The 23,625-nt window shown below is 28.9% G+C and carries 18 protein-coding genes; 5 read left to right on the top strand and 13 right to left on the bottom strand.

Annotated elements, in window-relative coordinates; all coding sequences use genetic code 11:
• Positions 1-60: 60 nt before the first annotated feature.
• The 5 genes from pth to purR all read right to left on the bottom strand — a co-directional run bounded on the left by pth (position 61) and on the right by purR (position 4,497).
• Positions 61-627, bottom strand: a complete 567-nt coding sequence (gene pth / locus P3X86_RS14810) for an aminoacyl-tRNA hydrolase (protein WP_483293490.1) — start codon at positions 625-627, stop codon at positions 61-63.
• 64 nt (positions 628-691) lie between these two features.
• A complete protein-coding gene (locus P3X86_RS14815) occupies positions 692-1,630 on the bottom strand; it encodes a ribose-phosphate diphosphokinase (protein WP_483293729.1) in 939 nt (312 codons plus the stop codon).
• A 134-nt stretch (positions 1,631-1,764) separates the two neighbouring features.
• Entirely contained in the window at positions 1,765-3,147 is a 1,383-nt protein-coding gene (gene glmU / locus P3X86_RS14820; protein WP_483293491.1) for a bifunctional UDP-N-acetylglucosamine diphosphorylase/glucosamine-1-phosphate N-acetyltransferase GlmU, read from the bottom strand.
• A gap of 148 nt (positions 3,148-3,295) precedes the next feature.
• A complete protein-coding gene (gene spoVG / locus P3X86_RS14825) occupies positions 3,296-3,568 on the bottom strand; it encodes a septation regulator SpoVG (protein WP_483293492.1) in 273 nt (90 codons plus the stop codon).
• Positions 3,569-3,672: 104 nt separating this feature from the next.
• Complete coding sequence (gene purR, locus P3X86_RS14830; protein ID WP_483293493.1) at positions 3,673-4,497, bottom strand: pur operon repressor; 825 nt, start codon at positions 4,495-4,497, stop codon at positions 3,673-3,675.
• Positions 4,498-4,718: 221 nt separating this feature from the next.
• On the opposite strand from purR, the gene murC reads away from it, so the two are divergent.
• The gene (gene murC / locus P3X86_RS14835) at positions 4,719-6,119 is read left to right on the top strand and encodes a UDP-N-acetylmuramate--L-alanine ligase (RefSeq protein WP_483293494.1); all 1,401 of its coding nucleotides are present in this window, start codon (positions 4,719-4,721) and stop codon (positions 6,117-6,119) included.
• A gap of 217 nt (positions 6,120-6,336) precedes the next feature.
• Here the strand turns inward: murC and P3X86_RS14840 are convergent, their stop codons facing one another.
• The 4 genes from P3X86_RS14840 to P3X86_RS14855 form a co-directional block, all read right to left on the bottom strand.
• Positions 6,337-7,287: an LCP family protein gene (locus P3X86_RS14840; RefSeq protein WP_483293495.1), complete on the bottom strand. Its 951-nt coding sequence runs from the start codon at positions 7,285-7,287 to the stop codon at positions 6,337-6,339.
• A 37-nt stretch (positions 7,288-7,324) separates the two neighbouring features.
• Positions 7,325-8,296 (bottom strand): LCP family protein, encoded by a 972-nt coding sequence (locus P3X86_RS14845; RefSeq protein ID WP_483293496.1) that lies wholly within the window; start codon positions 8,294-8,296, stop codon positions 7,325-7,327.
• Positions 8,297-8,695: 399 nt separating this feature from the next.
• Positions 8,696-11,056: a bifunctional diguanylate cyclase/phosphodiesterase gene (locus P3X86_RS14850; RefSeq protein WP_483293497.1), complete on the bottom strand. Its 2,361-nt coding sequence runs from the start codon at positions 11,054-11,056 to the stop codon at positions 8,696-8,698.
• 229 nt (positions 11,057-11,285) lie between these two features.
• Positions 11,286-12,377, bottom strand: a complete 1,092-nt coding sequence (locus P3X86_RS14855; protein WP_483293498.1) for a PP2C family protein-serine/threonine phosphatase — start codon at positions 12,375-12,377, stop codon at positions 11,286-11,288.
• A gap of 231 nt (positions 12,378-12,608) precedes the next feature.
• Between P3X86_RS14855 and P3X86_RS14860 the strand changes: the two genes are divergently transcribed.
• Together P3X86_RS14860 and P3X86_RS14865 are read left to right on the top strand one after the other, a co-directional pair.
• Complete coding sequence (locus P3X86_RS14860; protein WP_483293499.1) at positions 12,609-13,724, top strand: HD-GYP domain-containing protein; 1,116 nt, start codon at positions 12,609-12,611, stop codon at positions 13,722-13,724.
• Positions 13,725-14,087: 363 nt separating this feature from the next.
• Complete coding sequence (locus P3X86_RS14865) at positions 14,088-15,305, top strand: aminotransferase class I/II-fold pyridoxal phosphate-dependent enzyme (RefSeq protein ID WP_483293500.1); 1,218 nt, start codon at positions 14,088-14,090, stop codon at positions 15,303-15,305.
• Positions 15,306-15,524: 219 nt separating this feature from the next.
• On the opposite strand, the gene P3X86_RS14870 is transcribed toward P3X86_RS14865, so the two are convergent.
• From P3X86_RS14870 to P3X86_RS14880, 3 genes are read right to left on the bottom strand one after another with little or no spacing between them, the layout of a single operon-like run.
• Positions 15,525-17,279: a CotH kinase family protein gene (locus P3X86_RS14870; RefSeq protein ID WP_483293501.1), complete on the bottom strand. Its 1,755-nt coding sequence runs from the start codon at positions 17,277-17,279 to the stop codon at positions 15,525-15,527.
• 25 nt (positions 17,280-17,304) lie between these two features.
• Entirely contained in the window at positions 17,305-17,973 is a 669-nt protein-coding gene (locus P3X86_RS14875; protein ID WP_483293502.1) for a DUF4956 domain-containing protein, read from the bottom strand.
• Positions 17,974-18,007: 34 nt separating this feature from the next.
• A complete protein-coding gene (locus tag P3X86_RS14880) occupies positions 18,008-18,685 on the bottom strand; it encodes a polyphosphate polymerase domain-containing protein (protein ID WP_483293503.1) in 678 nt (225 codons plus the stop codon).
• A 264-nt stretch (positions 18,686-18,949) separates the two neighbouring features.
• On the opposite strand from P3X86_RS14880, the gene P3X86_RS14885 reads away from it, so the two are divergent.
• Both P3X86_RS14885 and P3X86_RS14890 read left to right on the top strand, forming a co-directional pair.
• Positions 18,950-19,624: a response regulator transcription factor gene (locus tag P3X86_RS14885; protein ID WP_483293504.1), complete on the top strand. Its 675-nt coding sequence runs from the start codon at positions 18,950-18,952 to the stop codon at positions 19,622-19,624.
• Positions 19,621-21,147 (top strand): HAMP domain-containing sensor histidine kinase, encoded by a 1,527-nt coding sequence (locus P3X86_RS14890; RefSeq protein WP_483293505.1) that lies wholly within the window; start codon positions 19,621-19,623, stop codon positions 21,145-21,147. Before P3X86_RS14885 ends, P3X86_RS14890 begins: the two co-directional genes overlap by 4 nt.
• Positions 21,148-21,442: 295 nt before the next feature.
• On the opposite strand, the gene P3X86_RS14895 is transcribed toward P3X86_RS14890, so the two are convergent.
• Positions 21,443-23,623, bottom strand: coding sequence for a DNA gyrase subunit A (locus tag P3X86_RS14895; RefSeq protein WP_483293506.1), 2,181 nt, complete (start codon positions 23,621-23,623; stop codon positions 21,443-21,445).
• Between the last annotated feature and the right edge of the window lie 2 nt (positions 23,624-23,625).

Here is a 23,625-nt window from a genome sequence, read left to right on the forward strand (position 1 = left end):
CAAACCTAGGGGCTGTCTTACGAGACATCCCCCTTGTCAGTTATAAAGTTGCGTTCATCTTTATTTCTTTTTATTAAATTTATTCATAGCATAATCCACGTTATTTTTTATTATTTCTATTACTGAATCACTTGCTATCTCTACGATTTCATCTATTTTTTCTCTTTCTTCTTTATTAAATTTATTAAGCACAAAATACGCTAAATCTTGACCTTGATTAGGCCTTCCTATTCCTATTCTAATTCTTGGAAAATCATCATTTTTTATATGATAAATTATAGATTTCATTCCATTATGACTTCCTGCACTACCCTTTTTCCTTATTCTAATAGTCCCAAGGTCTATATCTATGTCATCGTATATTACTATTAAATTCTGCACGGGTATATTGGTATATTTTAATAGCTCCATTACAGAGATTCCACTATTATTCATATATGTTTGAGGTTTAACTAATATTACTTTATTCCCCTCAATATTTGTTTCTCCATATACTGCCTTAAATTTAATCTTATTTAGCTTTACACTGTATTTCTGTGCAATACAATCTATGGTATTGAATCCTACGTTGTGTTTTGTATCTGAATATTTACTACCTGGATTGCCTAACCCTATAACTGCATACAAGTCATTCAACTCCTTATACTAATTTATCCTTCATATATAGCCATGTATACAGCTTTTTTTAATTCTAATCAAATAACTTACTTACTGAATCATTATTGTTAATTCTCTTTATTGCTTCTGCAAACAATGGCGATATTGACATTACTTCTATGTTTTTAATTTGCTTTTCCTGTGTTAATGGTATAGTATCAGTTACTACCAACTTCTCTATAACCGAATTTTCTATTCTCTCTATTGCTGGTCCAGATAATACAGCATGCGCACAACATGCATACACTCTTTTTGCACCAAAATCCTTTAAGACTTTTGCTGCCTTTGTCATTGATCCTGCTGTATCGATGATATCATCAACTATTATAACGTTCTTATCTTGTATATCTCCTATTACATTCATTACCTCTGAAACATTTGCTTTTGGTCTTCTCTTTTCTATAATAGCTATCGGTAAATCTAATATACTTGCAAAGTTCCTAGCTCTTCTAACTCCACCTATATCTGGTGATACTATAACTGTATCTTTATCAACTAAATCGTTATCTTTAAAATACTTTGCTAAAATAGGCACTGCTTTTAAATGATCTACTGGTATATCAAAATATCCTTGTAATTGAGCCGCATGTAAATCTATAGTTACAACTCTATCCGCTCCAGCTGTAGTTAGGATATCAGCAACAAGTTTTGATGTAATTGGGTCTCTTGCCTTTGTCTTTCTATCTTGTCTTGCATAGCCATAGTAAGGTATAACTGCATTTATTCTCCCTGCAGATGCTCTTTTAAATGCATCAATCATTATTAATAATTCCATTAGATTTTCATTAACTGGCGGACATGTAGACTGTATAACATAAACATCGCCACCTCTTACGGTCTCGTTGATATCTACTGAAATTTCTCCATCACTGAATGTACCTACTACACTGTCTCCTAAATCAACACCGATTTCTTTACATATTTTTTCTGCAAGTTCTTTATTTGCATTACCAGTGAAAATTTTTATGCCCATTTTATTATTAGAACACACTAAAATTCCTCCTTTTATTATAAAACAAATTAATCGTTGTATTTTGTAAAATCACATTTCTTATTATAACACAAATGTACTTCTCTACAATTAAATTTTGTCTAACTGTGTATATTTTATTTTTTGTTCTTTACCCAATTATCTTTATTAATCTGTCTTGCTCTTGCTATTGAAAGTGCATTTGCCTGTACATCATCAGTAATAGTTGATCCCGCTGCTAGTAACGCGTTTTCTTTGATTGTTACTGGCGCTACCAAATTACAGTTACTTCCTACAAACACATTATCCTCAACTGTTGTTTGATGCTTATTTACACCATCGTAATTTACAAATACTACGCCACATCCTATATTAACTTTATCTCCTACATTAGCATCTCCTATATAGGCCAGATGGCTAGCTTTAGTGTTATTTCCAATGGTAGAATTCTTTACTTCAACAAAATCACCTATTTTAACATTGTTTCCTATATTACTATTTGGACGTAAGTAAGCATATGGTCCTATTGTTGTATTATCCCCTATTTTACTTTCCACAATAGTTGACTGTTCAACTTTAACATCATTTCCAATAGTACTATCTATTATTCTACTATTTGGTCCTATGACACAATCTTTTCCTATAATCGTAGATCCTTCTATATATGTGTTTGGATATATGATTGTGTCTCTTCCTATTTCTACCCCATACTCTATGTATGTGCTATTTGGGTTTATTATCGTCACTCCACTGAGCATAATCTCATCGTTTATCCTCTTTTGCATTATTTGTTGTACTTCTGCTAGCTGTACTCTTGAATTAATACCTAAAATTTCATTGTTATCATCAAGTTTACAAGCACCTACTTTATATCCATCTTGTTTCAGTATCTTTATTGTATCTGTTAAATAGTATTCATTCTGAGAATTATCATTTGTGAGTTTTTTAAGCGCTTCTTTCAATCGCTTACCACTAAAACAATATATACCTGAATTCACTTCTTTTATAGCCTTTTGCATTTCATCCGCATCTTTCTCTTCTACTATCTCTGATACTGTCCTATTTAATTCATCTCTAATTATTCTTCCATATCCTTTTGGATTATTAATATCAGCCGTTAATATTGTTACTTCATTTTTTTCCCTATCATGATATTCTATTATCTTTTTGATTGTTGTATCTGTAACTAAAGGTGTATCTCCACAAAGTGTTATAACTGTGTCATCATCGCCAATATATTCTTTAGCTTGCATCACCGCATATCCTGTTCCATAAGGAACGTTTTCTCCTATCGGTTGCTCTATAGCTTCTACTTTATTTTGTCCATGTTTTTCAATCTCTTTTAATACTTCTTCTTTATTATGTCCTACTATTATTACGCTTTTATCACTACCTCCATTTATACACGTACTCATCATATAATTTATAATACTTTTACCACAAACTTTATGCACAGCTTTTGGTAACTTTGATTTCATCCTTGATCCTTCACCTGCTGCTAGTATTACTGATATAATCATACTTTCCCGCCTCTCTAACTTTGATCTATTTAATTTTTAGTTTTTGTCAAATTTATAGAATAAATATCTTCTTTTTCCCTTGTATTATAACAAAACATATCGCTAATAACAAATTTAATGGCAAAAAATAAAAGAGTCTAGGACTCTTTTATTCTGCACATTCTACTTCAACTTCTTTTTGGTATTCTGAAAATACCGCTTCTTGTATCTTGCTTCTTGTTTCAGAGTTTATTGGGTGGGCTATATCTCTAAATTCTCCATCTACCATCTTTCTACTTGGCATAGCTATAAACAATCCATTCTGCCCTTCAATAATCTTTATGTCGTGTACCACAAACTCATTGTCGAATGTTACAGAAACAATAGCTTTCATTTTTCCATCATTGTTTATTTTTCTTACTCTAACATCAGTAACGTTCATGATCTCACCACCTTCCTGCATAACTCAGTTGTATATACAGTATAATTCTATATTATTTTGGTAATTCCTTCTTTTTTTTAAAATTATTACTTTTTTTAATAATTTTATTTCAAAAACATGTCATCATTTACAGCTATTTCAACGCTTTTAGTTATTTCATTTATATTTTTTAATTTTAATAATGACACGTAATCATCTACAACTTTGTTTTCAGGAATTTCTGTTGATACTAAAATACCTGTTCCCACTACTTTTGCATCAAATTCATGCATCATGTCATAAATTCCTTTTATTGTACCACCTGCTCTCATAAAATCATCTATAACTAATACTTTAGAACCTTCTTTTAATGCTTTTCTTGCTAAGGACATGGTCTGAATCTTTTTTGTTGAACCAGAAACATAATTTATACTAACCGTTGGTCCTTCTGTTATTTTTGAATCTTTCCTAATTATTATTAGTGGTTTATTAAAAATTTTAGCTGTCATTAAAGCAAGTGGAATTCCCTTTGTCTCAACTGTTATAATGTAATCAATTTCCTTATCCTTGAAAACAGAGTAAAATATTTTGCCAATATTATAAATCCACTCTGGCGAATATAATAAATCTATCATATATATAAATCCACCTGCTATTACTCTGTTGCCCATAGATATATCTTTACACATTTTATCTAGAAGTTTTATAATTTGGCTATTATTTAACGCCGGGAGATATCTAACTCCGCCTGATACTCCTGATAGTGTTTCTATATAACCTAATTGAAGCTTTTCTACTAATTTTTTTATTATAACAATATCTTCACTTATAGTTGATTTAGCTGCATCAAATTTATCATTAAAATAATTATAAGTAAATATTTTATTAGGATTATCTGTTAAGATATTCATTAATGCACCTATTCTCTCATTTCTTTTTAATTTATTCACTTTTAACCTCCAAAAAGCACGAATATTTATATTTATTATATATGATTTAATTCGTGTTTATCAATAAATTTCTTAATATTTTTGTTATCATCACATTTAGCTAATTTACAATCATCTATGTTATAATTGTAACTATAATTGATTTTTTCTAATAGAATGAAATAACAGCAAAAAAATTGGTAATAATATAAATACTAGTTTTTATTGGGAGGTATTACTATATGTTGACTTTTACAAAAGCAAATGAAAAATGTAATCATATACATTTTATTGGCATCGGTGGCATAAGCATGAGTGGTTTAGCCGAAATATGCTTAGATGCTGGATATAAAGTATCAGGTTCTGATATGAAGAGTTCATATACACTTGATAGATTAAAGAATAAAGGAGCTAATATATTCATTAATCATGATAAAAAAAACGTTTTTGGTGCTGATATGGTAGTTTATACATCTGCTATAAGTGAGAATAATCCAGAGCTACTTGAATCAGTAAATAATGATATTACTATTGTTGATAGAGCAACTTTTCTAGGAAGCATAATGCAAAACTATAATGATTCTATAGCTGTTTCTGGAACTCATGGTAAGACAACCACAACAGGTATGCTAGCTAGTATACTCTACAACTCACCTATTAATCCAACTATTCTATTAGGCGGCAACATGGGTTGTATTAATGGAAATATTCAAATTGGTGATACTAAATTACTATTAACTGAAGCTTGTGAATATAAAAGTAACTTTTTAAAATTTCACCCTTCTATCGAAATTATATTAAATATAGATAAAGACCATATGGATTATTTCTCATCAATTGAACATATCATTGATACTTTTAGAGAATTTGTACAAAAGTTGCCCGTTGACGGCTCTCTAATCATAAATGGAGATGATGAAAATTGCATGAAATTGATAGATAATCTAAAATGTAGTTGTTTCACTTTTGGCATTAATAAAAGCTGCAATTACTTGGCTGAAGATATTTCTATAGGTCAAAATACTTCTAGTTATGTACTAAATATAAATAACAAAGTACGTAAAAAAGTTGTTTTAAAATCTATGGGTGTTCACAATATCTACAATTCTTTAGCAGCTATAGCTACTGCTCATGTATATGGTTTAAATATAGATTATATTGTTTCCAAAATATCTGAATTTGATGGAACTGAGCGTAGATTTGAATTTAAAGGCATTACTAACAATATAACTATTATTGATGACTATGCTCATCATCCTACAGCCGTAAAAGCAACTTTAAATTCTGCTAGGGAAATAAAACATAACAAACTCTATTGTATATTTCAGCCACATACTTATACTAGAACATATGAACTATTAAATGAGTTTTCTGAAGCATTTTATAATTGTGACAATGTAATAATCACAGATATATATGCCGCTAGGGAAATTGATAATGGTTTAGTACATTCAAATCATTTGGTTGATAAGCTAAAATCAAACGGTGTAAATGCTAATTATATTAAAAATTTTGATGATATAAAAAAACATATATTATCTAACTGTACTGATGGCGATATTGTAATAACTATGGGTGCTGGTAATATATACGAAGTTGGAAATAAGCTTATGAATAGTTTTAAAAAAGGTGCGAATATATAGCTTTGCTATAATATTCACACCTCAGACTGTAGACAAAAGCTCAATTTCTGCGTTGTTGTTAAAATTCCGTTGCTCACTTACCTTTAAGTAAGCTCTGCTACTCAATTTTAACACGCCTTGACCTAGAACTTTTACTACAGTCTGCTATCTTGATGACTTTGTCATAAATCTAAGGTGCGAACATATAGCTTTGCTATATATTCGCACCTTTATAATTTTAATTTCTCTCAGTTACTCCATACATATTCATGACATATTCTTTTATTTCCTTAACATCTCTTCTGTAATAATCATCTTTTTTAGCTACTCCCGGTAATGTGTTCATTGTTATATCTTTTTCTGTATCTATTTCTATTGCACTATTAGCATATAACAACATTTTTTGTAGTGGTATATTTGTTTTAATATACTTAGTAGCTGTGTTAACTACTGATGGTAATTTCAATCCAAGTGCCTTTTCTATAGCTAACTTAATAAATTTTTGTTGTGTTTTTATTCTTCCGAGATCTCCATCGGGATAGCCTGTACCATCGTTATTTTTTCTCCATCTTAAGAATTCAACTGAATTCTTTCCATTTAACACTTGCTTACCTTTTTTTATCTTTATATGAAGGCTTCGCCCTTCACCTGTATCATCATAGTCTAAATTCCTCGGAACTACTACTTCTACCCCTCCAATTGCATCTACTATTTCTTCTACCCCATTATAGCCAACTGAGATATAAAACTCTATTGGAACTCCTCCAAGCACGTTTGAAACAGCATCTATTACTCCTCTTTTCCCACTACGTCCATAAACTGCATTTATTTTGTTGCTTCCTTTGTCTTTAAATATACCATCTTCATGATAATAGGTGTCTCTTGGTATAGATAATAGATTCAACTTCTTTTTATCTGGGTCAAAGCTAGCAAATATCATGGTATCTGTTCTTGTTCCTTCTAATCCCATCAATATCACATTTACTCTATTACTTTCATTCATCGCGGTTTGTAACGGTGTTCTTTCTTGTTCATTATCTTTCTCTTTATCAATCGGTTGTTTAATATTCCCTCCTTGAGTAGGCTCTGGTAAAGGTTCATACATTCTCATATAAGCTAATATTCCTGCTCCTATAGCTAATGCAAAACAAATCAAGGCTATTATAAATATCCTGACAAAAAATTTCATCTTTGTGTTCTCCCCCTCGTTCTATCTAATACACCTTTTATTTTTTGCTTTTTTGTTCCTCTTTATCTTCTACCTCTTTTACACCATAAAGATCTAGTACATATTGTCTAGTCTTTTTTGAATCATGAAAGAAATAAGATAATCTATCTTTATATCTAGCTTTTCCCTCTAGCACTGACATACTTATATCTTTTGATGTATTAATTCCGTATGCATCTTTCCCATATGCTAACATATCTGTTAATGGCATATCTGTTTTAACACAGTCAAAAGCAGAACTTATAACTTTTAACAATTTGAATGATAATGCTTTATCTATTGCTGATTTTACAAACTGCTGTTGTGCTTGTATCCTTCCAAGGTCTCCATTTTTGTATCCTTTTCTATATCTTAAAAACTTTACAGCTGTTCTCCCATCTAAAACCTGTCTTCCTTTTGGTATATTGATATGCAAACTCTTGCCAGGTGTTGTATCGTGATACTCCATATGGAATGGAACATTAACTTCAACTCCACCTAATGAATTTACTATATCTTCAACACCTTTATATGTCACACTTACATAATAATGAATTGGTATTTTACACAATATATTAGAAACTGCAGTCATGGTTCCTTTGGCATTGCTTCTACCATATTTGGCATTAATTTTCTTTTGATCTGGTTTATTATATCCTTCATCCCAATAATAAGTATCTCTAGGTATTGAAAGCATGTCCACCTTCTTAGTTTTACGGTCAAAACTTGCAAATATTATTGTATCTGTTCTTGTACCTTCCAATCCCAGTAAAACTACATTTATTCTCTTACTGTTATTTATAGCGATACCTAAAGGATCTTTATCATCTATTTTATCTACTATCGGAACATTCTCTCCCATGCTTAGGGGATTTTTTGCTCCTATATCTTTTTGTGGCTCATATATTTTATTATAAGCCATTATACCGGCTCCTACTGCTAATGCAAAACATACAAAAGCAATTATAAAAATTCTAATAAAGTATTTCATATTATGCTCCTTTTCTCGTTTTCTATGACAAGAACTTCTTTAGTTAATTTTATCTTGCTCAAAAACTATATTTTTTATAATATATAACATATTATATTTGAAAATCACCAAAAAAAATATTACAATTCTATATCAAATGTAAACATATCTTTATAATTAAACCCAGCATCAATAGATTATATCATTATTCATCAATATTTTCAATCATCTGCTCTTTTATTCCGAGCTATCAGCCACATAATTCATAAGTGTGTATATTTTTTTATTTATTCCATATTATGTTTTAATAGAAAAATAAAACCACCAAATAACTTCATTTGGTGGCAAAGGATGTTCATAGTTAGTGTAACATCCTTTAAGATTTATTAAAAATGGGGTATTATTAATTATCTTATTTTATTACGTGTAATTATGTATTATTAATTGATAAATATCGTCTGCATGAGTTGGTGGACTAAAATAATATCCCTGTATTTTATCGCAGTTTTTTAATTTTAAAAAATTCAGTTGCTCTTCTGTTTCGACTCCTTCTGCGGTTACATTTATATTTAAGTTATGCGCTATATCTAATATTGATGTTATAAGCGCTTTATTGTTTGTATTATCACTCAAATTAGAAATAAAAGATTTGTCTATTTTTAAAGTATTAAAATTAAATTTATTTAAGTAGCTTAAAGAACTATATCCTGTTCCAAAATCATCTAGTGCAACACTTATTCCTAATTCTCTAAGCGCTAAAAGTGCTTTTGCTATATAATCATCATTGCAGACCAATATACTTTCTGTTATCTCTAATTCAAGATATTTAGGATCCATACCTGTCTCTCTAAGAATATTTTTTACTCTATTTATAAAATCTAGCTGTCTGAGTTGTATTATTGATATATTCACTGATATCATAATGGGCTCATTTAATTTTTTTGCCCATTTCATATTTTGTATACAAGCATTTCTTAATATCCACTCACCTAGTTGTATTATGGTCCCGTTTTTTTCTGCTAATGGTATAAATTCATCTGGCTTAATCAGTCCTTTGTGTGAACTTTTCCACCTAGTTAAGGCCTCTACTCCCATCATTTGATGGTTCTCTACGTCAATTATTGGTTGAAATTCTAAATAAAATTCACCGTTCTCTATTCCTGATAATATACTATTTTCTGTGTTAACTCTATCTGATAATATACTGTTCATTTTTTCTTTATAAAATTCGTACCCACAACTTCCATTTTCCCTTGAAAAATGCATAGCTATTCTTGCATATTCTAATAACTTGTCGCTACATTTATAACTGATGCCAATGTTTGAGTTGATATATAGTTTCTTGTTATCTGATATCCATACCTTGTTTAGTACACCTAGTATATTTTTTGCAAATTTTATTATTTGATCTTCATTTATTACATTTTTTAAAAGAACGGCAAACTCTTCTTCTGATACTCTAGCCATCATATACTTACTATTTGCAGTTTCTTTCAATTGATGTGCTATCTGTTTTAACAACTCATCTCCAAAAGTTATACCATATGTATCATAATATGACTTAAGTTTATCTATTCCCACTAACAACACTGCTGCATTATTAGCCTCTGAGCTATTATAATAAATATTAGATAATGCTTCATTGAAAAATCTTTTATTTGGCAATGCAGTTAAATGATCATAATATGTCATCTCCCCAATTTTATCCATCATATTATTAAATCCTTTAGCTGCTTGTCCTATTTCGTCATTTGTATTAATTTCTGCTCTAACACTCATATCTCCTAACGAAGCTTTGTAAATAACATTATTCAACTGAATCATTGGATTTGAAATAGAATTAGATATGAATTTGGACATCAAAACTGTCACTATAATACCAATCAACCCTATTATGACAAGCTCATTAGTCATATTAATTGCTGGTTTATATATAAGGTCCTTCGACGCTTGAAATAATATTTTATAGTCTGTACTTGGTATTAAACTGTAATAATATAGTTCTTTGTTATCTTTAACATTTATATAGCCTGATTTTCCAGAGATAATTTCGTGTGACGCTTCTTCTAATTCTTTGCTCACATCCTTTGATTGCTCAAATATATTGTATTTCATATTATCTATACTATTAGAATGTATAAGTATCAACCCATCTTGATCTATTATCATACTCTTAGTTAAATCTGCATTAGTATTTAAATACTCTAATATTTTCTCTAAATTTCTTAATGAAATAACTCCACATAATACTCCCACTATTCTATCATTATCTTTTATAGGTGAAGCTATCACTATTTGCTTTTTTCCATCGATCTTAGATACCAATGAACTTGTTATAACTACTTCTCCATTTACAGCCCTTATAAAATAATCTTTATTACTAATGTCTTGTATACCTTTCACTGAATCATATTTGTGATTAGCACTTATAAAACTCCTGCACTTTCCATTTACATCACTGATAAAAAAATTTTTATATGTACAATTATAGTTGCTAAGTTCTTTTTTCAAGTATATGGTAGCCTGCTTATAATCTTTATTTTTTACGGCATGTACTCTTGAGTACATAGATACTTCGTTTATTTTTTCTGCAAACCAAGTACCTATTATAAAAGAATAATCGTTGACGTTTTTTTCATAATGTTCAATTGACAATCTAGTTAATTTATCACTAGATTTGAAATATGTCATCACCATTAATGCTATAGCAACAAAACTACCAATAAATAGCGAGACAAATATCATTTTATACTTTATACTTGTCAGTTTGACTTTTTTCATCATTATCGCCCCTAAATCTGCTATTTATAATAATAATTGTATTACTATATTCTCGTTATTCTCTATTTTTCCTTTTTATAATAGCTTTTTTGTATCTAATTCGTTACATTTAGGTACAAAGCCCCATATAAAGTTTTCTATATTTTATAATTTAATATCGTTACAATATTGCCAAGCAAAAAAGAAGCTGTTATGTTAGCTTCTTTTCTACTTATAATATAACTCTCTTTTATAGCATATTTATCTTTAATATAGCTATGTCATCATGCTTATTATCATAATTTAGTCTTTGCATATCCCTTTGTATAGCCAAAAGTAAATCTTTATTTATGTTACTTTTGACCATATCTAGAAATCTGTCTATTCCCATATATTCCCCTATATCATTCTTAGCTTCTATTACACCATCTGTGTAAAATATTAGGCTGTCATTTTCTTTTATTTTTATAATTTGTTCTCTGTATTGAATGTCTCTATATAAATTCATTATAGGAAATCCCGTCATCTCTATTAAACTAACTTTATTGTTTTTTATTAATATTGGAGCACAATTATGCCCCGCATTAGCACATGATAGCGTATAATTTGACTTGTCAAATATTCCATAAAAAATTGTAAAATACTTATCATCATCAAGATTAAGCCTTATAAATTCTTCGTGTAGTAATTTTAATGTTTTTGCTGGAGAATGATATTTGTCTTTAATAGCTCTCATAGTCTGCCTGATAAACATAGTCAGCATTGATGCAGTAACTCCATGTCCCACTACATCGCAAATATACACCCCCATATATCTTTCTCCTATATTAAATATATCAAATATATCTCCACTTAATAACTTAGATGGCTCGTATATATAATCTATATCAACAAAATCATGTTTTCCTTTTTCAGGTAATATTTTATGTTGGAGTACTCTTGCAAAATCTATATCTCTTTGCATATCAATATTTTTCTTTGTTAGCTTATTCTCTAATATTTTTTGCTTTGTTATATCTCTAAAAACTTCTACTGCGGCATATATATCTCCATTTTTATCATGTATAGGTGAACTTTTTACTGAGTATGTTTTTTCCTTTACATTCTCTATCTTTGTATGAGATTCTCCCGTCTTCATTGTTTTTTGAGATATGCAGTTTATACAATGCTTGTCCTTACATAGCAGTGAGTAACATTTTGAACCCAATATATTCTTACCCATATCTTTTGACAATGTTTTGTTTACATATATAACTTCACCTTCTATACTTACTACTCTTACCCAATCTATCATTCCATCTAATATATCATATGCAAAATTCCATTCGAATTCTTTTTTCAAATCGTCTCACTCCTTTGCAAACATAAATATTTCGTTATATTTTAAATGCTATCATATTTTTGTTTTGATTTAAACATTATTATTTACGTTTTCTGTATACAAAATTACTTAAGATTAATAAATAGATATTACGATTAGATTTAACCATTAAAATAAATATATTCACATGTTGCACTTATATGGTAAAATAAGATTATTGATGTGGGTTTATTGATGAAAAAGGGGTAATATATGAGATTTTTACCAATTATGTATGCAAAAGACAATTCGATACTGGGCAAAAACTTATTCGATAACGAAGGTAGGATATTATTAAAAAAAGGGGCAACTCTAACAAGTAAAATAAAAGATAGAATAACTTCCATGGGAATACGCTCTGTTTATATACTAGATGAATATTCAGATGAAGAACTAGAAGATATTATTCGTCCTGAACTTAGAAATAAAGCTATGGATAGTATAAAAAGCACTTTTAACCAGTTCAGACAATTCAGTATTATGCAAAAATCAGGTTCAAAAATACCGTCTGTGGTTAATAGAATGAAAAATGAACAAATAAATCACATCAACAATTTGACTAAAATTTCTGAGGATATTGTTAATGAAATATTATCTAACAAAGATGTCTTAGTTAATTTAGTAGATATAAAAAGTAGCGATTCTTATACTCTGCAGCATTCTATTAATGTTGCTATACTATCTTTAACACTTGGTATAACATTAAATCTTAACAAAACAGAACTTACTGATTTATGCTTGGGTGCTATGCTTCATGATGTTGGAAAAATATTAATTCCTAAAGAAATTTTACAGAAAGAGGGCAGTCTAACTGATAGTGAATATGCTGAGGTAATGTTACACCCACAACTGGGCTACGATTATTTGAAAGAATGTTCTTCAATATCTGGTAGATCTAGAATAATTGCTCTTCATCATCATGAAAAATATGATGGGAGTGGATATCCTCAATCACTAAAAGGATCTGAGATAAATAAGCTGGCTAGAATAGTTACTATAGCTGATGTATACGATGCATTAACTTCGGATAGGCCTTATAGAATGGCACTCCCTCCTAATGCTGCTTTAGAATACTTAATGGCAAGTGGAGGAACTTATTTTGATTTTGAAATGGTTAAAGCATTTATCAGCAAAATCATTCCTTTTCCAACAGGAAGCTTAGTTAGGCTGAGTACTGGGGCAATTGCTTCTGTTAAAAAAGTTGATGGTAAATTTCCTCTTAGACCTGAAGTTTCTGTTGTATGGGGAGGAGACCATCGAGATATTGATTTAATGAAAGAAACTAATATCGTTATAAAAAATCTTGAATATCAAATACCTGATTGCTAATATCCTAAATAACAGACTGTAGTAAGAGTTTAAGTCTAGGTGTTAAAATTGAGTAGTAGCGCTTACCTAGAGGTAAGTGAGGCAACGGAATTTTTAACTACAACGTAGCAATTGGCTTTTGTCTACAGTTTGAGGGTGTGTCTTTTGATACACCTTAATTTTTTATGATTAATTAAGAAGTTGACAGTTAAATAAATTCACTAAATAATTCTTATAGCAATCTTGGATTTGTAGTATTAAATGGCACATTATATACTCTGATGAATACTATAAAATTAACTCTAGTATTATTGGATACTATCTGAATAAGATGTATCTTGGAGAAATTGAGGTTAAGTTTATTATATATAATGGAGTGATTTTATGGGATTAATAGCTAATATTACATCAGATAGGTTAAAAGCTAAGCAGTTTGCTAAGTATAAATTTGCTGAAATAAAACAGTTAAAGAATGACTTATTATTAAAAAATACTGCTATAGATATACTTAATTTTGGTATTGGAGAGCCGGATAGCGAGGCAAACTCTGGAGTAATAGATACTTTATGTAATGAAGCTTGTAAAAAAGAAAATCGAGGGTATGCCGATAACGGTATACAATCTTTCAAAAACTCTTGCTCTAGTTATATGAAACATATATATAGTATTGATATTGATCCAAGTAATGAAGTGCTTCATGGTATAGGGATAAAATCAATACTGTCAATGTTACCATTATGTTTTATCAATCCCGGAGACTATTCACTAGTTACTGTGCCTGGGTACCCTATAATTGCATCACATACTAAATATCTTGGTGGAAGAGTATTTAATTTACCTTTGTATGATTATAATAATTTTTATCCAAACCTTAACGCTGTGCCTGAGGATATATTGAACAAGACAAAAATACTCTATATAAATTATCCAAATAATCCAACTGGTCAAATACCTGATTTTAAACTTTACTCAAAAATTGTCGCTTTAGCTCATAAATATAAATTTGTAGTTGTATCTGATGCCGCTTATGGTCCATTAGTTTACGATGGAGTTAAACCTCTAAGTTTCTTATCTATTGATGGTGCTAAGGAAATTGGTGTGGAGGTTCACTCTCTTAGTAAGGCTTTCAATATGACAGGGTGGCGATTGGCTTTTATAGCTGGCAACAGTGATATAATAAATCTGTACTCTATAGTTAAAAACTCAGTCGACTCTGGGCAGTTTATACCCATCCAAAAAGCTGGCATTTACGCTCTTGGTCATACTGAAATCACTCAGAACACTTGTTCAAAATATTCTAGAAGACTTGATATGCTTGTAGATGTACTAAAAGAAATCGGATTTGATGTAAATAAACCAAGGTCTACTTTCTATCTCTATACTAAAATACCTAAAGGTACAAAATCTGGCGTTATATTTGAAAGTGCTATGCACGCATTTAAATATATACTTGAAAATGCCTTTGTCTCCACAGTGCCTTGGGATGATGCAGGTCATTTCCTTAGGTTTTCTGTAACTTATGATGCTGATAGTATAAAAGAAGAGAAAAAAGTTATGGCTTTGTTAAAGGAGAGACTTCAAGGTCTTGAGTTGGTTTTTTAAAAGTTATGAGGGGTTAATAGGGTCATACTTTGTAAGTATGACTCTTTATATTTAGTTAAATAGAATATTCCCCCAGTTTACTACATTAAGGACTACTTGATCCCTAGTAACTTATTGGCTGAAATACCTACAAAGTGATATTCAAAATAACTTTTAATTACACAAAACAACTATAAATCTGACTATTACAATCTTTAATATAATAACAATTCCTTATCACTATATATTCTTTTTATTAATATATAAACAAAAAATTATTATAATAATTATACTAATAGACAATATCGCTATATTAACATATAAAGTATTTTTATCGATATGTTTACTTTGTCTGTCCTCACTCTTACCCAAAAGATGCTCTTTATTTAAGTTCCCCTCTTTAGACCTATTATTATTTTTCTCTTTTCCATCACGATCTTTGGACATCTCTACTCGTTCTATAGGTTTATTCTTAGATAGTTTTCCTAGATTTTTATTAGAAGAAGATTTAATTTTATTAACATTTTTTTGTCTATTTACTCCCCCCTCATTGAATTCACTATTTTCCCCTTCTTTGTTTTTCATATCATTTAACTGCTGTTTTTTATTATCTTTCTGCCCACGTCCTTCTCCTCTATGAGTGCCTATATTACCATTACCGTTATTAGCACTTGGTATAGCACCATCCAATTGCTTCTTTATATTTTCATTTCTAGCCTTAACAAAATTCAAAAGCCCCATACCCTTATCTGTATCTTTAAAAATAGATTCTTTAAACTTATCGTAGGAATAAAATGCTGATGGATCCTTCTTTACATATTCGTTAATCATCTCATATGTTTGCATTACTTTATTAGTAAAGTTATCTTCACTTAAATATCCAGTAGTAAGGTTATTTAAATAAAAATGATATTTCTTAACATATTCCTCATTACTAAGTATTGTTTTTACTATTGGGTATTTATCCATTGATCCTATAACAGGCTCATCAATTAAAAATGCAACAGCCTGCTGATTAGATATACCACTCTTTGGAAAGCCATTAAATGACATATTAAAATCCCATGCTATCCATTCAAAGATTCCGTTATTATTATATAGATAATAGTTATGGAACATACCAGACAGATAATTATCTAAGCTAACAATGGCAGTATTTAAGGCTAGATATTTTAAAAACGAATCTATATTTAAATTATCTTCTAAGGCAATGCCACTATCTATTGACTTAATAAGTTCAATTAACTTTTTATTATCTATTCTAATGTCATTCTTATCAATCATACCTTGATAATCACTACTATATTCAGAAATATACTTTAAATTGCTACCCACTCCCATTTCAGGCTTATAGAATTCTCCTTCAAAATTGTCAAAACGATCTAACAAGAACGCCTCATCAACTTGTTCAACACACAAATATAATCCAAAATATCGCTCGTTAATATATAAAGCAATATATGTAGTTCTCGCGACATCAGCGTTTAACTCATTAAGCATTTCATAGCTAAGATATTCAGACATCATAGTAGGATCTGAATAAAGATTATTTAAGTTTAATTTGCTTATACCAAATATATTCTGATCTTTAACATAATGATTAAAATCTACTTTTAAACTAAACCTGTTACTTCCTTTATTAGCTACTGACCTTAAACTGGAATTACCTTTGGGTCTTATTCCTACATTGTTAAAGTTATATCCGTTATATTCTATATTAGCACACACCATTTCTTCTTTTAGTGCGTTTTCAATCATATTGTTATAAACTGACTCATCGATATCTATTTTGACATCAACTACTTTATTATGAGGGAAAACTATTGAATCGGCTTTATCAATATTATTATTTTCATTATCATTATTTAGTTCTGTATCCGTTTTTAAGTTCTCCTGAAATTCAATTTCATTCAGCTTATATGCTATTACACTATCTACAAAGATAAAAATAGTAATGCATAATAATAAGACCACTATAATTCTTAAAATTTTCATATGTCCACATCCTTGCTACAATTATCTAACTAAATTCATGATTACTAACTAAAATCGTATTAGTAACAGAATCAATTTTTTTCAAATCATTTAATAATTCTGTCTCATTATCTTTAATTCTCAAAGATATAGTTAATTCCATTCCACTGTCTTCAACAGTCTTGGATTTTATAAAATATTTAGTTGCTTTACCTCTTACTTTTTGTAAAATCTGCTCTTCCGATTTTTTGTTGGAATAATTTACTAACAATATATATGGACTTTCATTTTTTATACTCTTGGTTAGTAAATATATAACTATACCTATCACCAAAGAGCCAACTACTGCCAAAAGATAAAACCCTGCTCCTGTTATAATACCTGTAGCTATTGACCAAAACATGAATACTATGTCCATTGGATCTTTTATAGCACTTCTAAAACGAACTATACTTAAAGCACCTACCATACCTAATGATAAAACAACATTAGCTGTTACTGCTAATATAACTAATGAAGTAACCATAGTCATCATAACCAGAGAAATATTAAAACTCTTTGTATAAACTACACTCTGGTATGTAACTTTATATACCTTAAAAATAAACATGCCTATAATAAATGCTATTGATAAAGTTATACCTATAGAAACAGCTGATATATTAGATATATTTTCTATAATTCCTTCTTTTAAAATGTCTTGAAACGTAGTCATCTTAACTCCTCCATAATTTATTATTTGAACTGATTTAGTAAATTTCTCTGGCTATCACATATTTAGAAACAGCCTCTCGCATTATATTGCCTGTTTGAAGAATACTTCTAATATAGTCAGGGAAATATCCATTGTATTTTATTTCCATCACTATATTGTCATCTTCTATACAATTGACATATCGAATATTATCATTAAATATATCCACATCTTTATATCCTCTTTTTATACTTCTATCAAAGGTCACCCTAAGATTACCTATAGGGTGTACAAAAGCTTGTCGCCTATACTTAATAATAACTTTTGGCTCGAATAGTTCGTGTTTTAATTTAATATAGAACTCATTACTCAAATTTGATCTCTTTTCTATTAAAAAACTATATTGTTTATTAAGTATATCCTTTACTTCAACATCAGTAATTTTAATGTTCTCCTTAGTAGTTATTAATCCTATTTTAGATTTTCTTTCTAATTTTGAGTTTCTTAGATTGTTATTATAATATCTTATACGATATTTATGACGTATTTCTAAACCATCTATTTTTTCTGTAACTGCTTTATTATAGTAATTATCAAAATATAAACTATTTACTATATAGCCATTTTCATTAGAATTCATATCTCTTTTTAACAACTTTTCTACCTTTCTAATACAACTGATATACTCAGTATAATTAAGTAAATATTTAATTTCATGTCTCTTTTCTTTCACTAAAACACCTCCTTCCTACGCATAGACTAACAACATATTTATACTCTATAGCTGCAATGTCACATTTATATAACATAAGTTTTATATTTTTTCATATAAGGAGGTAGTTTAGTTATATAATTTATTTGTACATAATAAGATACATAGGTATGAAGTAATTAATCTTTTTAGAAATAATATTATGGCACTTGTTAAATTTGTGATTTAACTGTAACATATCTATATTAGTATAAAAATAATGATTTTATTTCTGGAGGCATTATTATGAAAAGAACTATATTGATAGCGGAAGATGATACAAGGATGAGAATACTTATATCTGATTTTTTAAAAAATCAGGGATATAGTATTATAGAAGCCAAACATGGCTGTCAAGCAATTGAAAAATTTAAGAATAACAATATTGATTTAGCAATACTTGATATAATGATGCCATATTTGAATGGTTTTGAGGTATGTAAAGAAATTAGAAAAATTAGCGATATTCCAATAGTCATGTTAACTGCTAAAAATACCGAAATAGATGAACTCAATGGTTTTAAAAATGGAAGCGATGAATATATTACTAAACCTTTTAGCCCTACTATATTAGTTGCAAGAATAAACGCATTAATAAAGCGTACTTATCAAATCAATGAAGATGATGTAATAAAAAAGGGTGAACTTACGGTAATATTAAAACAGCATAAGGTTATATTAAACGATGAACCTATTGACCTTAGTCAAACTGAGTATAATTTACTACTATATTTTATAGAAAACGAATCAATAGTATTAACAAGAAATCAATTGCTTAATAAAATTTGGGGTATTGACTATCAAGGAACAGATAGAACTGTGGATACTCACATAAATAGATTAAGAATTAAATTTAAAGACTACCAATCATACATTCAAACGGTCAGAGGGTATGGCTATAAATTTGAGGTGACAATATGAATTCAATAAAGAAAAAACTATTCTTTCAGGTTGGTTCAATAGTAATTATACTTACTATAATAATGGTTTTAGTAAACACATATATATATCCAATATATTATACTAATACTCAAAAGAAACTGCTATATAAATATTATTCTATAATAAATAATAACGTTTCTAATAGTTATACTGAATCTTTAAAAGATTTTATTTCTATAGAAAACAGATCTAATATTGACATTCTTATATATAATAATGATGATGAAATTTACTATTCTTCAAGGTCATACATTAAAGATGAACTATTTGATAAAATACTTAAACCTAAACCAAATAAACCCTCTAAAAACCAAAAAAAGCTACTTAGGCCACCAATAACCATAACTAATCAAGAGCATGTTAATGATTATATAGAATATATTTGGGCCAACGACATAATTAGTGGAACAAAGAGTTTAATACTGACCGGTAAATTAGATAACGGTAATAATTTTGATTTAAGATTACCGCTAATACCTATAGAAATAAATATTTCTATGTCTAATAATTTTATATTATTAACAGGTATTCTACTTCTATTAATAGGTATTACCTCCGCTTATTATTTATCAAAATCCTTTACTAAACCAATCTTACAAATGAACAGTGCTACTAATAAAATGAAACAATTAAACTTTGATACAAAATGTGAAGTTACCACCAATGATGAAATAGGACAACTTGCATGTAGTATAAATGAACTATCAATTGAGTTAGCTAAAACAATAAATTCATTACATGCTACTAATAAAGAATTAAAGAAAGAAATACACCTGAAAAATAAAATAGATGAAAAACGTAAGCGATTACTAAATAATGTTTCACACGAATTGAAATCTCCCTTATCGCTTATGCATGGATATGCAGAAGGTCTTAAATATGATGTAGCAAACAGCGCTAATCGTAGAAATTTCTATTGTGATGTTATAATTGACGAATCAAGAAAAATGAATCAGCTAGTGCAGGATTTACTTGATATTAATCAAATTGAGTTTGGAGACATTAAATTAAACAAATCTTCTTTTGATATTGTTGAGTTTGTAGACTATATTCTAAAGAAATATCAGCTTCAATTTAATAATAATGACATAAAATTAGTATATACACCCATTGATGCTATTTATGTAACTGCTGACATACTTAAGTGTGAAGTAATATTAACAAATTATATTAATAATGCGATACAATATGTAAATAATAAAAAAATTATTAAAATTAATATTATAGAAAAACAAGAACATGTTAAAATAGAGATATATAATACCTGCAACCCTATTGAACAAACTGAATTAGAAAAATTATGGGAAAGCTTTTATAAAATTGATACTTCCAGAACAAGAGATTATGCTAGCTTTGGTTTAGGACTTTCTGTTGTTAAAGCTATACAAGTTGCAGATAATAATAAATATGGCGCCAATTTAGAATCTGATGGTATAACGTTTTGGTTTGAATTGGATAAATCACTTGACAGAGAAACTAAAGAAAATAAATTTCCTACATAATGGTAGTTTATTTTGTGTTTTTATATATTTAGCAATAAGTAAATAAATAGTTTAATTTTTTATATCTATGATATTAATCTAATCCAGCTATGTCCTTAATAATTTAATAACCATCTGAAACATTACTACAGTTATTTTCACTAGTTATTCCCTTGACTACTACTTTTGGTATGGTTCCTTAAAAAACTTCTTTCTGATATCATAACTTAATTATTACCAGAAAGAAGTTTTCTTAATTTCCCGCATATTTATAGTCTCTCAATCCAATTATACGGTTGTCATCATTTAACTAATATCATTTTTTATTAAAATAACTAAATGAATCTTCTACTGAATAGGTATTACCTGCTCTTGGTATAGAGTTAAATCTATAATATTCTACATCATTAAACTCTATTTCGTTTGGTTTTTTAACACTTGTTATAATGCTGTTCTTTTTCATCCTCATGCACTGGATACCTCTAGTAGTTCTTGTAGTTTTTTCATTGATCACACTAGTATTTATTAGCATAACTCTTGTATCTTTACTACCTTCATCTCTAAATAATATGATATCCTCATCCTCTGGCATATAAAACACTCTAATCAATGAAGAATCATCTGAATATGCTTTAACAAGTTTCTTTCTATTAGTCTTTGTAGCATAGCTACTTAATGGTATTTTAGCTATTTTCCCATTTTGGTATGCAAAGACCATATGCCCTATAAAGTCTTTTGTTGCAACGACTTTTATTATATGTTCACCTTCATCTAAATCGACTAAATTAGGAATGTATTGCCCTAAACTACTAGCTTTATGGTCTGCTATATCATATGCATACATCTTATACACATTAAACTTATTTGTAAAAAACAATATCTCTGAATGATTTTCAGCATCTATTTCTTGCACTATATAATCTTCATCTTTTAGCTTATGTTCACTATTTCCTCTTAAAGATGCCATTGATATTTTTTTGATGTATTGGTGCTTTGTAATAAATAGTTTTAGTTCGTAGTTTTCTACAATATTATTTTGTGTTATTTTATCTTCTTGCACATATTCTATAATTTCAGTTTTTCGCTCCTGCCCAAATTGTTTTTTTATGTTTTTTAACTGTGCCGATATTATATTTTTGATTTTATTTTCATCATTAAATGTAACATTGAGTTCATTTAATTCTTCTTTGAGCGCTTCTATTTCTTTTACTTTATTAAGTATATAGTCTTCATTTAAATTACGTAACCTTATATTAGCTACATACTCTGCTTGTATTTTATCTATTTCAAACGCATTCATAAGATTAGGTATAACTGATTCATCGTTTTTGGTTTTCCTAATTATCTGTATAGCCTTGTCTATATCTAAAAGCACTTTAGCTAGACCATTAAGTAAATGTAACTTATCTGACTTTTTACCTATATCATGTTGTATCTGATTCTTGATACATGTTATTCTAAATTTAATCCATTCTCTTAATATTTCTTTAATCCCCATTACTCTAGGAGCATTTCCAATCAATATATTAAAATTACATGCAAATGTGTCTTCTAGTGTTGTCATGCTAAGTAATTTTTTTGTCAATAACTCAGGATCGGTTCCTCTCTTTAAATCTATGGTAACCTTAAGACCTTTTAGATCTGTTTCATCTCTTACATCCGATATTCCGCTTATCTTTCCAGACTTGATTAAGTCTATAATCTTATCTATGATTTGCTCTGTTGTTGTTGTATATGGAATCTCGGTTATTTCTATACAATTGTCTTCTTTTATATATTCATACTTACTTCTTAATTTAAATGCACCAATACCAGTATTATATATCTTCCTGATTTGTTTTTCATCAAACAGCAATTTCCCGCCGCTTGAAAAATCAGGTGCCTTTAAATATTTGAGCACATCTATTTCTTCATTCTTTAGAAACTGTATTGTTACATCACAAACCTCTTTTAAGTTAAAACTACAGATATTGCTTGCCATACCTACTGCTATACCTTTATTATTGCTTACTAGTACGTTTGGAAAAGTTGTAGGCAATAGCAATGGTTCTTTTAACTTTCCATCGTAGTTGTCAACAAATTCAACTGTGTTTTTATCTATATCTTTAAATATTTCGCTACATATTTGTGCCAATTTAACTTCTGTATACCTTGATGCAGCATATTTCATATCTCTAGAATAATATTTACCAAAGTTTCCTTTGGAATCTATAAATGAATGCAGTAACGCATCGTAACCTTTTGTAAGTCTTACTAATGTCGCATATATTGCTCCATCTCCATGTGGATTTAGTTTCATTGTTTGCCCTACCACATTAGCTGATTTTGTCCTCGAACCAGTCAAAAGCTTCATTGTATACATAGTGTATAAAAGTTTTCTATGAGCAGGTTTAAACCCATCTATTTCAGGTATAGCTCTAGAAACTATAACACTCATTACATATGGCATATAATTTTCTTCTAATACATTTGTTATGTTTTTGCTTATAAATTTCATAC

This window comes from Abyssisolibacter sp. ZYX002 (assembly GCF_056892235.1).